The following is a 14836-nucleotide window of genomic DNA, read 5'->3' on the forward strand; positions in this document are numbered from 1 at the left end:
AGTCAAGTGACAAAAACGTAAGGTTAATTCAAGAAAATGTAAGTAAAATCGATAGCCCAAATTGCGTTTCTATATTATAATCAATTGAATTTACTTACATTACTAAACATAGGAGATTATCATGAAGAAATTTAAACTTTCATCTTTTCTTCCGTTAAGTTATATACTTCTACTCGTACTCGTAAGTCCCCTTTACGATGTATTAAATAAATCTACTGTTCACGCAGTAGATGTCACAACTGTAGTAGATGATTGGATTCCATTTGTAAAAGCATTTATTATTCCTTATTTACTTTGGTTTCCTTACTTATACGGCGCACTTATTTATTACTGCTTTGCGGATCGAAAACAATATTATGTCACTTTAAGTAGTATCATTCTTGGAAAACTTGCTTGTTTTTCTATTTATTATTTTTGGCAGACAACTGTACCACGTCCAACAGTCGTTGGATCGGACGTATTTTCCGAACTAGTCCGCTATATTTATAGTATCGATCAACCGGTAAACTGTTTCCCTAGCATTCACGTTCTTACTACATTTATCATTATGTTAGCTGCCTTTAAACGTAGAGAACAACATGCTTTTGAATATTACATCCTTATGTTCTTCGGTACGCTCATTATTTTATCAACGCTATTTACGAAGCAACACGCATTTGTAGACGCCATTTCTGGAATGACGCTTGCAAGCATACTGTACTTCGGCGTTCAGCTGTTATTAGCAAAAGAAACAGTACGTGTTCCAGTAAAACAAAATCATAAAATATAAAAAGCAGACTGTGACTTCCAGTCTGCTTTTCTCTATATAAACGGAGATTTTCAAGTTAAGATTGCGGTACAGTCATATCACCAGAGTGAATACGACCTGCTTTTTTAAGAGCAATGTAAAGTATATAAGAAACAGCTACCGGAATGATGATATAAGTGATTACCATCGCTGGGACAACTTCCCATCCTTCGCTAGAAATTAAATTAATAGGTGCGATAAGAGAACTTAATCCAAGACCTGCAATTTCTTTTCCTGCTTCCAGTTGGAAAATTAGTGCGGATACTGGACCAACTATAGCACTGGCGACGACAGTTGGGACGAGAATCATTGGATTTTTAGTGATATTTGGCAACTGTACTTTCGGAGTACAAAGTGCTTGAGCTAATATACCGCCTAGATTATTTTCTTTCGCTGAGATAACAGAGAATCCGATAAACTGAGCAACACAGCCTGCGAGAGCAGCACCACCCGCAACACCATCTAAGCTAAGTGCGATCGCTAACGCAGCTGATGAAGCTGGAGAGATAAGTAATAGTCCCCAAACGACTGCAATGACGATAGAAGCGATAAACGGGCTACCAGCTGAGCTATCTTTAATAAATGCTCCAACTGTATTTAACACAGGAGTAATATTATGAGATAACCAAATACCGACTAAACCAGAACCTAATATGGCCGCAAATGGAACGAGCATCATATCTAACGCAGTTTTTCCACTTAAACGTTTACCAATATATACAGCTAAAGTTGCTGTTAGTAATGCACCGATCGGCTCACCTGTTTTAATAATTAGACCTGCTTCAGTAATTGAAATGGATCCGGCACCGATCGCTCCAGCTACCATAGCCGAGAAGATTACAAGACCATTTGCACCGAGCATAAAAGCAATTCCGGCACCAATGGCTGGTGCCATAAGTGATTTTGCAACAACTCCGATTGTAATAAGCAATGGAATATCAACAATTCTTCCTATATTTTCGATTAGTAAACCAATTCCAAGGGATACGAAAATACCTTGTGCGATTCCAGCTGATGCTTTAAATACACGAGACATTATATATTCCTTCATTTGTTTCACCTTCTCCTATAAGTTAGTAACCAATTGTTTTCATATAATCACGTAAAATATCGTTTGATTTTGCGAATCGAGATTCTTCATCCTCTGTTAAATTTAGTTCTACAATTTCTCTTATACCATCTCTAGTAATAATAGCTGGTACTCCTGTACAAATATCATATTCACCATACTCACCATCTAAAATAGCTGATACAGCAATGACACGATGATCATCGTTAAAGATTGAGTTTGCAATATATGCTAGAGAGTTTCCGATTCCGTAATAAGTAGTACCTTTTCGTTTATAAATTTCCCACCCGGCTTTTGCAGTCTTCTCAACGATTTCATCTAAATCTATTTCACCAAATCGTTCTTTTTGTTCTTCTAAAATTTGTAGAATTGGCTTTCCACCAACAGTTACGTGTGACCAAGCAACCATTTGCGAATCACCATGTTCTCCTAATGAATACCCATGGATACTACGAGGATCTACATGTAACATTTCAGATAAAATTGTTTTTAAGCGAGAAGAATCTAGTGATGTACCAGTACCGATTACACGATTTCTAGGTAATCCAGATAATTTCCACACTTGATATGTAATAATATCAACTGGGTTCGATGCAAGTAAGAAAATACCATCAAATCCACTTTCCATTACGCCGCCAACAACACTCTCCATAATCTTCGCACTCGCTCCTAAAGTATCTAAGCGACTTTGCCCAGGCTTTGGTGCTGGTCCTGCTGTAATAATAACGATGTCCATATCATTGCAGTCTTCATAGCTTCCTGCATATACTTTTGTTCTTGTATTTGTAAAGTTAATGCAGTGTGATAAATCCATCGCTTCCCCAACTGCACGTTCATGATTTATATCAATTAATAATAGTTCTTCGCAAATGCCTTGATTCACAATGGAATATGCACAACTTGATCCAACTAATCCAGTACCGATAATTGCAATTTTTCTTGTATTTCTTTTCATAGCAATCTCTCCTAATTGATCATATAATCTATTTCTTTTGTTCTTTACACTCCTAATTATAGAGATTCCCACGATATAAACCATGGATACTTTGTGAAATATTGAACAAACTTTTGTCCTTTTTGTGAATTGTTATATTCCATTTTCGTCATATTTGTTACATCCGGAAAAATATTTATTATGTATTTATTGACATACACAAAAGAAAGAAACGAGCGACTTCATTCGCTCGTTTCTTCATCCCATTATTCCGCACTTAATTGGCTTTTTAATTGCTGGACAATCATTGGATTTGCAGGTGCTGCCGGTTTGTAGTAACTCTTTTGCTTTGCGTACTCATACATATTACGTTGGCGCATTTCATCTTGATTACGAATTTGGATTAACGTTTGGTGTAATTGTTCATTATCAGACTGAGCAATATAATTTGCATAACTTGTTAAACTTGCATTTAATCCTGCTAAATAATCATTTACCATATCTTTTTCATTCATGTTCCGCTTCCTCCTATCCTAGGAAAGTCATTAATTGTTGCTTCGTATTTCGTGCATCTTGCGCATCCTTTTGTAACATTTGTTTCAATTGTGGATCTGTACACGTCTGTGCATACTGCTCCAACTTGTTAATAATTGTTGCGTGTCCACCGATCAAATGACGTAAGTTTTCTACTTCAAGCTCTGTTAAGTTTTGCATAGGATACTCCTACCTTTCTTCTTTCATTCTCCTTTAGTATTCTGTTCTTTTTAAATCGTATTCATGAAAAAGCTTTCTTACATTTCACATCTATTTATAAATACAAAAAAATGTTATAATTACAGAAAAATACAAATTTTCAAAAGGTCACCTTATACTAACGATAGTATCTCAAAACAAACCATAGTAGATAGGTGTGCTTATGCAAAAATATTTTAAAATTATCTTCTTAATGGTTTATGCAATTCTGTATATAAAATTGTTGATTGATATATTAACTTTAAAGCCATTATTCACTTCTATAGCTTTACATATGTTATTTCTCCTTTGCTTTCTATTTATATCACTTAACAATTATAAAAATCGTAACACTACATTTTTCCTATTGTTTATTAGTGCAACTCTATTAGTAAGTATTAGCTTCATTAAACGTATTCTTATATAAAGGAGCAATAAATATGAAAACACACGACTTCCTTACAGAAATCCAGAAGGGCTCTGAGCCTAGTCCATATCAAGATCCTATTGCATTTATTTTCGTTTGCCTTTCTGTCGCCATATATACATTTTTCAAACCTGCAAAATAATATCATTTAACAAGAAAGAGCCTCTAAACCACTAGAGGCTCTTTCTCATCTAATATCTTCTTTTCAAAACTACGATAGTTAAAGCATAAGAACAAAGTACTCCAGCTAATAAACATGCATTTGCTAATTTATACTGTTCGCCCGTTAACGAATATACATTCCCAATTAAAAAGATAACTAAAAAATCGCTTCTAAGGTTTTTGTTTGCCTTGCTTCTTATTCATGTAATCCTTTAATAAACGTTTCCAATAATACATGTAAACTTTTATCTAAATCTAATGGCAGACCAAATCCACCTTGCTGTTCAATCGATGCAAACCCGTGACAAATACTTCTGAATCCACGTGTCGCATGAAGTGCATTCTCTCCTTCTAATTCGTACTGTTGTAAAACCTGAAGACAAAGTTTTACAATTCCGTCACCTGCTTTTCTTACTTCTTCATCTCGTAAAAAAGTTGCTTCATACAGTCCAGGATGTTTGCGTACGAATGCTACATACGCTTCTCCTAAAGCATGAATTGCTTCGTCCGTACATTTCCCCTCAGCAGCTTCTTCTAGCCTGTTATGCAGCTGTTTGATTCCGTAAATACCAAGATTTTTCCGTACATCTTGTAAACCTTTTACATGATTGTATAGCGAGGGCGAACGTACTCCTAATGTTTGCGCTAATGAAGCTAACGTTACTTCTTGTATTCCATTTGTATCTGCAATTTCTGCTGCTGTTTCTATAATTTTCTGTAATGTAAGTCCGATTCTCGGTGACATAAATTAATCCTCTTTTCTACTTTCTATATTCCGCTTCGCTTCCTTAATAGCAAGCTCTATGACAGTGCCTGGATTCTTTATCATTTTCCCATGTCCTGCCGCAAGTAAGGACGGAGCATATTCGCTTAGCTTCTCTGCACTTTGTACTGATATTTCTTTACTCCACGTTGCCATCGCAGGAAATGGAAACCAAAATTTCATCTGTCCCGAAACAGCCATACCGCCTCTCGTTTGGAATGCATCCCCGACAATAAGGACTTTATTCCGTACATCAAGAAACGACATGGAGCCTGGCGTATGTCCCGGTGTCATAATTGCAAGAAGCGATCCAACTCGGTCGCCATCTTCCAATAACACATCAGGTACCGTTTTTACTTTTTTAGGTACCCCGCCTTTTATCGGTATATTCGGTTCATCCTCTTGTAACGTCGTATCTCCTTCTAACAGCTTTGCGTCCCGCTTAGAAATATAGACTGGAACGTTAGGAAGTACTTCCTTTAATGCGTCTAATGCACCGATGTGATCATCATGCGCATGTGTTAATACAATCTTAGTAATTGGTTTTCCTATTTTCTCAGCCGCCTGTAAAATACCTTTTGCACTATATGGCAAAGCCGCATCAATTAAAGTTAAACCATCTTCTTCCTCCACAAAGTAACAATTTACAGGAAACACTCTTGGCAAAAATGACAATTGATATACCGTTTTTTCATGTATCATTCTCATATTTCCATCTCCCTTTTCACGAAAACTAATACCATTAGTTTTATTATACTAATGGTATTAGTTTTATGTCACTAAAAATTTCATTTTTACAAAAAAAAAGAAAAGTAGCCGTTTATACGACTACTTTTCTGTACAGCTATTAAACTGTGTAACGCTCATCTTCTAAAATTTTCGCAGCGATTTCACGTTTCTTCGGAATTACATTAAGTGGTGTGTGGCGAGTTAATTTACGTAATGATGATAACATCATGCGCAGCATGTCGCCGTTTTCAACTGCGATAAGTGTTTCTTTCGCATCTGCTTCGATTTCGTTGAATGCTTCTTGGCAGAATACTTCAGTGTATAACACTTTTTGTTTATTCTTTTCAAGACCAGTTGTTTTAATCGCTTTCTCTGTACGAAGAACAGCTGACTCCATTGCATATAGGTTGCTTACGATGTCAGCAATATTCACAAGAATTTCTTGCTCTTTATCTAATGCTTTACCGTATTTTTGAGCAGCTAATCCAGCTACCATTAAGCCGATTTTCTTCGCGTTAGTTACTAAATATTTTTGAAGTGCTAATGGCTCATCGCCTACTTCTTCTGGCATCATCATCATTAACTCTTCTTGTAATTTTTGTGCTTTTTGAAGAAGTGGTAATTCACCTTTCATCGCTTTACGTAAGAACGTACCTGGTACGATTAGGCGGTTAATTTCGTTCGTTCCTTCGAAAATACGGTTAATACGAGAATCACGGTACATTCTTTCAATCTCGTACTCTGCCATAAATCCGTAACCACCGTGAATTTGAACACCTTCATCTACTGTATAATCTAATACTTCAGAACCGAATACTTTGTTTAAAGAGCACTCGATTGCATATTCAGCGATAGAAGCTGCTACTGCTTTACCATCTTTTACTTCTTCTTCAGATAATGTGCTCATGCGGCTTTCGAATAAACCTACTGTACGGTATACAGAGCTTTCAGCTGCATATGTTTTCGCTGCCATATTCGCAAGCTTCTCTTGAATTAATGGGAAGCGAGCGATCGGTTGTTTGAACTGTTGACGTTGGTTTGCATATTGTGCTGAAATTTCTACTGCACGTTTCGCAGATCCAACTGTACCAACACCTAATTTGTAACGGCCGATATTTAAAATGTTGAATGCGATAATATGACCTTTACCGACTTCACCAAGTAAGTTTTCTTTCGGCACTAATGCATCTTCTAAAATTAACGTACGAGTTGAAGAACATTTAATACCCATTTTCTTCTCTTCTGGGCTTGTAGATACGCCAGCATATTCTTTCTCTACGATAAATGCTGAGAAGTGCTCTCCATCAATTTTTGCGTATACGATAAACACGTCAGCAAATGCAGAGTTTGTAATCCATTGTTTTTCACCATTTAATACGTAATGTGTACCTTCTGCATTTAAACGTGCAGTTGTTTTTGCACCTAATGCATCAGATCCTGAACCTGGCTCTGTTAATGCGTATGCAGCTAATTTTTCACCAGTTGCAAGTAATGGTAAATATTTTTTCTTTTGCTCTTCGTTACCAAATAATACGATTGGTAATGATCCGATACCTACGTGAGCACCGTGAGTAATTGCAAAACCACCAGCGCGAGAGAATTTCTCTGCGATTAACGCTGAGCTTACTTTATCAAGGCCAATTCCGCCGTACTCTTCTGGTACGTCAGCGCCTAATAAACCAAGTTCCCCAGCTTCTTTTAAAAGACGAACAGAGCGATCAAACTCATGTTGCTCTAAATATTCAAGCTCTGGTAGAACTTCATTTACGATAAAGTCCTCTGTCGTTTTTGCAATCATTTTATGCTCAGATGAAAAATCTTCTGGCGTAAACACTTGATCAATTGTAATCTCATCAACTAAAAAGCTACCGCCTTTAACCGCACTTCCTACTGTTTTTTCCATGAAAATTTCCTCCTTCATATTTTCATAAGCCGCTTCTTCCGTTTTGAAAGAAGCTGGCTCTCAATTTTATTTTTTATAAACCTTGGTTGCTTCCATTCTTTGTATTGGTGACGTCTCGTTATGAGCAAGCCACTTCCACTTTTTATAATCCAGTTCCAGTGGCTAGAATGTTCGGTCGTTTCATCCCCCTCACATTCTAAGCGAGCCGCTTCCACTTTTTTATAGTAATTCAAACACTCCCGCTGCTCCCATTCCGCCACCGATACACATTGTTACGATACCGAATTGTTCGTTGCGGCGTTTCATTTCGTGAATAAGAGATAGTGTTAGTTTTGCTCCTGTACAGCCAAGTGGGTGTCCAAGTGCGATTGCACCGCCGTTTACGTTTACTTTTTCTTCATCTAAACCAAGTTCACGAATAACTTGGATTGATTGTGAAGCGAATGCTTCATTTAGTTCGAATAAGCCAATATCAGATAGTTCTAAACCAGCTAGCTTTAACGCTTTCGGAATTGCTGCAATTGGGCCGATTCCCATTACTTCTGGTGGTACGCCAGCTACTGCAAATGAACGGAATTTCGCAAGTGGTTTCATGCCGTCGCTCACTGCTTTTTCACGATCCATTAATAGTACAGATGCTGCACCGTCACTCATTTGTGAAGAGTTACCAGCTGTTACAGAACCGCGAACGTTAAATGCTGGACGTAATTTACCTAAAATGTCTAGCGTCGTTTCTGCTCTTACACCTTCGTCTTGTGCGAAAATGATTGTTTCTTCTTGCAGTTTGTTGTTTGATCCAACAGTACGTAACGTTACATCTACAGATACTGTTTCATCAGCGAAGTTCCCTGCAGCTAATGCTTTCGCAGCACGTTGATGACTTCTTACTGCAAATGCATCTTGCTCTTCACGAGAAATTCCATATTTCACAGCAACTTGCTCTGCTGTATGTCCCATTCCCATATAATATTCTGGAGCCGCTTCTACAAGGCGACTATTCGGACGAACAACGTGTCCCATCATCGGAACTAAACTCATTGATTCCGCTCCGCCTGATAATACAGCTTCCGAGTGACCAAGCATAATGCGCTCTGCTCCGTAAGCGATACTTTGTAACCCTGAAGAACAGTAACGGTTAATTGTAATAGCTGGAACATCGTAAGAAAGTCCTGCTAATCCACCGATATTACGAGCCATATTTAAACCTTGCTCTGCTTCTGGCATCGCACAACCGAAAATTAAATCATCGATTGGTCCTTCATAATTCGCACGCTTTAACGTTTCTTTTACTACTAACGCCCCTAGATCGTCAGGACGAACTGTTTTTAATGAACCCCTCTTTGCTTTTCCAATTGGTGTTCTTGCTCCCGCAACAATGACAGCTTCTCTCATGAACGATATCTCCCCTCGTTATTAGTTACGTAATGGCTTTCCTTTTACAAGCATGTGCTGCATTCTTGCTTGTGATTTCATCTCACTTACTAAGCTAATAAATGCTTCACGTTCTACATCTAATAAATACTGCTCATCAACTTCTGTTCCGTACGGCACTTTTCCGCCCGCAATGACATATGCAAGTTTCTTCGCAATGTGAAGATCATGTTCAGAAATGTAACCTGATAAATGCATTGCTTCTGCACCAAGTACAAGCGTTGCATAGCCTGTTTCACCAACAACTGGTATCTTTTTGCGAATCGGCGCTTTATAACCTGCTTCATATAAAGAAAGTGCTTTTTGTTTCGCATCATATAGTAAGTGATCACCATTCACACTAATACCGTCTTTATCGCCTAAGAAGTTGTTTGATACAGCTTCTTGTGCTGATGTAGAAACTTTCGCCATCGCTACAGATTCGAATACTTTATTCGCAACTTTTTGCAGATCAAACTCTACACCGTTTGGCATTTTATTTAAGTGTTTAATGTATAGCTCTTTATTACCGCCTCCACCAGGGATTAGGCCAACACCAACTTCTACTAAGCCCATATACGTTTCGCTAGAAGCTTGAATGCTCGCTGCTGGTAAGCAAACTTCTGTACCTCCGCCAAGCGTCATACCGTATGGTGCTGCTACAACTGGCTTAGAAGAGTATTTAATTTTCGTCATTGCATCTTGGAAGTTTTTCACAACTAACTCAATTTCAAAGTAGTTGTCATCTTGTGCTTCCATTAAGATCATTGCTAAGTTCGCACCAACGCAGAAGTTCTTCGATTGGTTACCGATAACAAGACCTTTGTAATTCTTTTCTACTTCATCAACAGCGTAGTTAATCATTTGCGTAATATCCATACCGATTGCATTGCTCTTTGAATGGAATTCTAAGCAAAGGATACCGTCGCCTAAATCGATTAAGCTCGCTCCACTATTTTTCTTTAATACACCATTTTTCGCTTTTAATTGTTTAAGAGAAATTGCCTTTTTATTACGCTCAATTAGCTTATATTCGCCATTATCGTAATAGTAGCTATCTCCGTTATCATGTTTGTAGAAAGTAGTGAAACCTTTCTCTAACATTTCTTTCACCCAAGTCGGAACAACTACGCCTTTTTCTTCCATCTTTTGAACGGACTTTTCAACGCCGATTGCATCCCAAACTTCAAACGGTCCTTGCTCCCACCCGAAGCCCCACTTCATCGCTTGGTCAATTGCAACGATATCGTCAGCAATTTCTTTATGAAGTTTTGCAGAGTATAAAAGAGTTGGTGTAATGATGTTCCATAACAACTCCCCTGCGCGGTCTTTCGCGTATACAAGCGCTTTCAATTTATTCGATAAACCTTTTTCTTGTTTACTTAACTCGATAGATGCAGCTTTTAATTTTTTGCGAGCTTCGTACTCCATCGTTTCAGGATTTAGTTCTAAAATTTCTTTTCCTTGTTTTAAGAAGAAACCTTGACCTGTTTTGCTTCCAAGCCATTTTTTATCAAGCATGTCATGCATGAAAGCTGGTACTTTAAATACATCACGCTCTTCTTCTTGTACGTTTTCATATACGTTATTTGCAACGTGTACGAATGTATCTAAACCAACAACATCTAATGTACGGAACGTTGCGCTCTTCGGACGACCGATAAGCGGGCCTGTTACAGAATCAACTTCTCCAATGCTATAGCCGCGTTTTATCATCTCTTGAAGAGTTACTAATAAACCGTACGTACCGATGCGGTTTCCAATAAAGTTTGGTGTGTCTTTTGCGATAACAACGCCTTTTCCAAGAACGTCTTCGCCAAATAGTTTCATGAAGCTTAATACTTGTGGATCTGTTTCTTTCGTCGGTATTACCTCTAGAAGTTTTAAATATCGTGGTGGGTTAAAAAAGTGTGTGCCTAAGAAGTGTTTCTGGAAGTCGTCTGAACGACCTTCTGCCATTTTTTCAACTGAAATGCCTGACGTATTCGAGCTTACAATAGAACCCGGTTTACGAACAGCATCTACTTTTTCAAATAGTTTCTTTTTAATATCTAAATTTTCAACTACTACTTCAATAATCCAATCTACATCAGCTAGACGCTCAAGATCATCTTCTAAGTTACCCGCTTCAATCAGTGCTAGATTTCCTTTCACTGTCAGAGGAGCTGGTTTTTGCTTTAATAGTTTTTGCACAGCCGTAGTACTAAAACGATTTCTCACACTTTTATGTTCTAATGTAAGTCCCTTCGCTTCCTCTTCTTTTGTTAGCGCAGGTGGTACAATATCAAGCAATAATGTAGGAATACCAATATTAGCTAAGTGTGCCGCAATCCCTGAACCCATTACGCCTGAACCTAGAACAGCAGCCTTTTTAATTTGGAACATCCAATTCTCCCCCTATTCTTGAATGAATGCTCATTCAATTTTTCGACATAAGTCGCAATCAATGAGTGAGCCTCTACTAATAAATATATGATACAGTTTGAATTTTCGCAATATATTTATTGATAAAATTTTCTGAAATAAATATATTTCTTTTATTTGCCCATGCTATATGTATGTATTTTCTTCACTGAAATACACTTTTCCTTTTTATAATCTGACGAAACTGGAGGAATATATATGGCAAAACTTAAGAAGAACCCTTCAAAAGCTGGAATTAGCGCAGCAAGTGTAACTGGAAATGCAGGTCCGCATAATCACGGTGTGGAAAAGGGCCGTCAAGGTAATAACCAACAATATAAGAAGCATAATATGGGCGAAAAATAACGGTATATTTTTGGGCAGAAAACGTGGCATAATGGGTAATGGCTGCTTTTTCTGCCCAATTTATTTGTAACAAATGAGGGAACAATGATGAAACGAACAATAGTTATGATTGTAATGATTGCTACACTATTTACAGGGATGATTTTCTTCTCTTATGCCCAAAGGCAACAAGCTGTAAGAGCCGATCAACCTAGTATCACCGGGAAATACGCCATTACAATTGATGCAGACACAGGTGAAATTTTGTATGGAAAACGTGAAGATGAACGCTCTTATCCGGCTAGTATAGCCAAAATGATGACAACTCTTCTCTTACTAGAGAATGTAAAAGAAGACGAAGACATTACGGTTACAGAGAATGCAATTAAAACGGAAAGTCAAAGTAAGAAGATTAAACTTCGTGCTGGGGAAAAGTTAAAACGGGATGAGGCATTAAAACTGATGCTTATCATTAGTGCAGATCCAATAGCTGAATCTATCGCAGAACACATCACAGGATCAAAAAATGAATTTGTAAAAATGATGAATGCTAGAGCGAAGGAACTTGGTACAAAGCATGCGACTTTTAAAAACGCAAGTGGTGCTGATGCACTTGGAAATAAAGTATCACCATATGACATTGCTATGATTACGAAAGAAGCATTAAAGTACCCAGTTGTTTTAGAATATATGAATTCAACACGTACAACTCTACATACTTCAGAACGCTCTCCAAACATCGCAAATTATGGACGAGAAGAACTATATGACGATCCATATGCAATTGGAAGTAAAAGTGGTCTGTCAGCACTCGGAAAATATACGGTCGTAACAGTGGATGAGAAAGACGGTAAACGCGTCATTAATGTTGTATTATCTTCTACTCGCACGCAACTATATCCTGATACGAAGAAAATGGCACATTACGCATTTCAGCAATTAAAATAACCAAGGAGTATTTTCTCCTTGGTTATTTTTTAACCATACCTTTTAATACGAACGCAACGTTTGCTGGACGCTCTGCTAGACGACGCATGAAGTAGCCATACCAGTCGTTTCCATAAGGTACATAAACACGCATTTTGTAACCTTCTTTTACTAGCTCAAGTTGACGCTCATTACGAATACCATATAACATCTGGAATTCAAATTGGTCTCTTGGAATGTTGTGTTCTTCGGCAAGTTTTTTCGTATATTCAATAATTGCTTCGTCATGTGAAGCAATTGCAGTATAATTTCCATTTAATAAGTGCATTTTAATAATTTTTTTATAGTTATCATCTACATCTTTCTTATCCGGGAACGCCACCTCTTCAGGTTCTTTATAAGCTCCTTTTACAAGACGTAAATTAGGACTATAAGCATTTAATTCTTCCATATCTTTTTCTGTACGATATAAGTAAGCTTGAATAACTGTACCAATATTATCGTACTCAGATTTTAACTGTTTAAAGATATCAATTGTCTTTCCGCAGCGTGTATAGTCTTCCATATCAATAGTAACAAACACACCATTTTCTTTTGCAGCTTCCAAAATACGGCGCATATTGTTCATTACGATTTCATCAGAGATATCTAATCCCATAGAAGTCATTTTTAAAGAAAGTTGCGAATCAAGACCTTCTCTTCCAATAGCACGGATCGCTTCAATCGATTGGTTAGCCATTTCATTTGCTTCCGCTTCATTATCAACGAATTCCCCTAAATAATCGATTGTTACACAAAGTCCTTGCTTGTTCAATTGTTTAATAGCTGCTGTCGCTAATTCAATCGTCTCCCCTGCGACAAAGCGACCTGCACCAAAGCGTAAACCGTACTTTTTAGCCAGTTTTGTTAGCGCTTTATTTTTAGATAAGAAAAGAAACGAATTTCGCATTAATTGTTCCATGTAATTCACCCCTATGACTTGATTTATCTGTTTTTTACCCCTCTTCAAAATTATATCATTGTTTAAAATTATTGGATACAAATAATTATTTAGATAATTTATAAAATACTATAAAAACATTTAAAACCCCATATTCTCGCTTATAAATATGCCTGAAATATTTTTCGACATTTAGAAAAATGGAGTTTACTAGGCACAAAATAGGCATGTCGAAAATATTCGACATGCTTATAAAATCCTTTATATTCCATGTAAATTATATGAGGATATTAATGTAAAAAACAATATACGCTTCACATTCACCAATCATCGTGACTTTGAATATCTCCTTAAAAATAGTGTAATGACTAGCTCTTACAATTAAATATACCCTTTACATTAAAACTAAACTTCTATGTAGATTAAGATTCATTTTATATTTTGCATATAGAGGATATTGATTAGTATTTTGGCCCCATCATCATAAACTGATTGGCAAAACTGTCTACACTTCTTTTATATCTTTCTAAATCACCTTCTATATTTTGAAATTGATTAAGTACATACATTAATTTATCTTCAATTTCATTTAATCTTCTTTCAATTTCATTTGCTGTATTCCCTTTCCAATTATGAGCTAATAATGTTTTGATAGAGTATAGTTTAACTTTATGATTTTCTAAATCTGATAAACACCTAGCTAATTGATTAGTTGCCCCTTGTACATCTAAAGAATGTTGAATAACATCATAGTTTTTCATATTAATTCCCCCTATTTACCTTTCATTATCCACTCGTTCAAATTCATTTGCCTTTTGATAAATAAAATCTGATGTGGAACGTAGAGATTCCATTCATGATATATTTTAATTATATTTTAATGCAAGGAGATTCCAAATGAAAAAGAAATTGGTAATTACATTAACCATTATTTGTATTATAGCAGGAGGATATATTGCGATGAAATATGTAGAGAAGAAAAAACAAGAAGAGCTGTTTTGGAAGAAACAAGAAGCACGAGTGGAAAAGTACATTCGTTATAATGTAAAGGATGTGAAATCTATTACATTTACAAAAAGGGAAATAACCCCTATGGGCATTCCACATATAAATGGATATATAAACCAAGATTACAAATTATGGTTTATAGCTAGCGTCAGTACTACAAAAGATTTTGAGGAACAGCTTACACGTTCTGGAGAACTGGGAAAACTTATAAAAGATCCTGAAAAATCTGTATCCGAAATAGAAAAAGAAGAAAAAAGATAGAGCATGAATTCAAATCAGCATTCTTCCAAGAACATA

General features: G+C 36.7%; 17 protein-coding genes and 1 pseudogene. 5 read left to right on the forward strand and 13 right to left on the reverse strand.

The genetic code is table 11. From position 1 onward, the window contains the following. Positions 1 to 121 precede the first annotated feature (121 nt). Positions 122 to 769: a phosphatase PAP2 family protein gene (locus AC3WTI_RS26635; protein WP_087959396.1), complete on the forward strand. Its 648-nt coding sequence runs from the start codon at positions 122 to 124 to the stop codon at positions 767 to 769. A gap of 55 nt (positions 770 to 824) precedes the next feature. On the opposite strand, the gene AC3WTI_RS26640 is transcribed toward AC3WTI_RS26635, so the two are convergent. The 4 genes from AC3WTI_RS26640 to AC3WTI_RS26655 form a co-directional block, all read right to left on the reverse strand. Further along, positions 825 to 1838, reverse strand: a complete 1014-nt coding sequence (locus AC3WTI_RS26640; protein WP_000666176.1) for a PTS sugar transporter subunit IIC — start codon at positions 1836 to 1838, stop codon at positions 825 to 827. Between the two features lie 22 nt (positions 1839 to 1860). After that, positions 1861 to 2811 (reverse strand): L-lactate dehydrogenase, encoded by a 951-nt coding sequence (locus tag AC3WTI_RS26645; protein ID WP_097841503.1) that lies wholly within the window; start codon positions 2809 to 2811, stop codon positions 1861 to 1863. Positions 2812 to 3056: 245 nt separating this feature from the next. Next, entirely contained in the window at positions 3057 to 3305 is a 249-nt protein-coding gene (locus tag AC3WTI_RS26650) for a spore coat protein (protein WP_001002987.1), read from the reverse strand. A 13-nt stretch (positions 3306 to 3318) separates the two neighbouring features. Next, on the reverse strand, positions 3319 to 3504 hold the full coding sequence (locus tag AC3WTI_RS26655; protein ID WP_001180555.1) for a hypothetical protein: 186 nt from the start codon (positions 3502 to 3504) through the stop codon (positions 3319 to 3321). Positions 3505 to 3962: 458 nt separating this feature from the next. Between AC3WTI_RS26655 and AC3WTI_RS26660 the strand changes: the two genes are divergently transcribed. Continuing rightward, entirely contained in the window at positions 3963 to 4091 is a 129-nt protein-coding gene (locus tag AC3WTI_RS26660; protein WP_000848032.1) for a hypothetical protein, read from the forward strand. A gap of 49 nt (positions 4092 to 4140) precedes the next feature. On the opposite strand, the pseudogene AC3WTI_RS26665 reads toward AC3WTI_RS26660, so the two are convergent. The 7 genes and pseudogenes from AC3WTI_RS26665 to AC3WTI_RS26695 form a co-directional block, all read right to left on the reverse strand. Further along, positions 4141 to 4275 (reverse strand): annotated as a pseudogene (locus AC3WTI_RS26665) (DUF2178 domain-containing protein); the annotation flags it as partial. A gap of 32 nt (positions 4276 to 4307) precedes the next feature. Beyond that, positions 4308 to 4856 (reverse strand): TetR/AcrR family transcriptional regulator, encoded by a 549-nt coding sequence (locus tag AC3WTI_RS26670; RefSeq protein WP_087959393.1) that lies wholly within the window; start codon positions 4854 to 4856, stop codon positions 4308 to 4310. Positions 4857 to 4859: 3 nt separating this feature from the next. Then, a complete protein-coding gene (locus AC3WTI_RS26675; protein WP_087959392.1) occupies positions 4860 to 5582 on the reverse strand; it encodes an MBL fold metallo-hydrolase in 723 nt (240 codons plus the stop codon). A gap of 139 nt (positions 5583 to 5721) precedes the next feature. Further along, on the reverse strand, positions 5722 to 7506 hold the full coding sequence (locus AC3WTI_RS26680) for an acyl-CoA dehydrogenase FadE (protein WP_087959391.1): 1785 nt from the start codon (positions 7504 to 7506) through the stop codon (positions 5722 to 5724). Between the two features lie 14 nt (positions 7507 to 7520). Continuing rightward, complete coding sequence (locus AC3WTI_RS26685) at positions 7521 to 7739, reverse strand: hypothetical protein (protein WP_087959390.1); 219 nt, start codon at positions 7737 to 7739, stop codon at positions 7521 to 7523. After that, positions 7726 to 8898, reverse strand: coding sequence for an acetyl-CoA C-acetyltransferase (locus AC3WTI_RS26690; protein ID WP_001206342.1), 1173 nt, complete (start codon positions 8896 to 8898; stop codon positions 7726 to 7728). Before AC3WTI_RS26690 ends, AC3WTI_RS26685 begins: the two co-directional genes overlap by 14 nt. A gap of 21 nt (positions 8899 to 8919) precedes the next feature. After that, positions 8920 to 11301: a 3-hydroxyacyl-CoA dehydrogenase/enoyl-CoA hydratase family protein gene (locus tag AC3WTI_RS26695; protein ID WP_097841502.1), complete on the reverse strand. Its 2382-nt coding sequence runs from the start codon at positions 11299 to 11301 to the stop codon at positions 8920 to 8922. Positions 11302 to 11538: 237 nt separating this feature from the next. Here AC3WTI_RS26695 and AC3WTI_RS26700 point away from each other — a divergent pair, with 237 nt between their 5' ends. Both AC3WTI_RS26700 and AC3WTI_RS26705 read left to right on the forward strand, forming a co-directional pair. Further along, the gene (locus AC3WTI_RS26700; protein ID WP_001096344.1) at positions 11539 to 11685 is read left to right on the forward strand and encodes a YuzL family protein; all 147 of its coding nucleotides are present in this window, start codon (positions 11539 to 11541) and stop codon (positions 11683 to 11685) included. A gap of 87 nt (positions 11686 to 11772) precedes the next feature. Then, positions 11773 to 12612 (forward strand): D-alanyl-D-alanine carboxypeptidase family protein, encoded by an 840-nt coding sequence (locus AC3WTI_RS26705; RefSeq protein WP_097841501.1) that lies wholly within the window; start codon positions 11773 to 11775, stop codon positions 12610 to 12612. A 22-nt stretch (positions 12613 to 12634) separates the two neighbouring features. Here the strand turns inward: AC3WTI_RS26705 and AC3WTI_RS26710 are convergent, their stop codons facing one another. Further along, positions 12635 to 13552 (reverse strand): proline dehydrogenase family protein, encoded by a 918-nt coding sequence (locus AC3WTI_RS26710; protein ID WP_048528283.1) that lies wholly within the window; start codon positions 13550 to 13552, stop codon positions 12635 to 12637. A gap of 440 nt (positions 13553 to 13992) precedes the next feature. Beyond that, positions 13993 to 14292 carry a hypothetical protein gene (locus AC3WTI_RS26715; protein WP_087959387.1) on the reverse strand — a complete coding sequence of 100 codons (300 nt, stop codon included), beginning with the start codon at positions 14290 to 14292 and terminating at the stop codon, positions 13993 to 13995. A gap of 136 nt (positions 14293 to 14428) precedes the next feature. On the opposite strand from AC3WTI_RS26715, the gene AC3WTI_RS26720 reads away from it, so the two are divergent. After that, positions 14429 to 14800: a DUF1433 domain-containing protein gene (locus AC3WTI_RS26720; RefSeq protein ID WP_097841500.1), complete on the forward strand. Its 372-nt coding sequence runs from the start codon at positions 14429 to 14431 to the stop codon at positions 14798 to 14800. The last annotated feature ends 36 nt before the right edge of the window (positions 14801 to 14836 follow it).

The sequence above is a fragment of the Bacillus sp. EB106-02-03-XG38 genome, assembly GCF_058792175.1.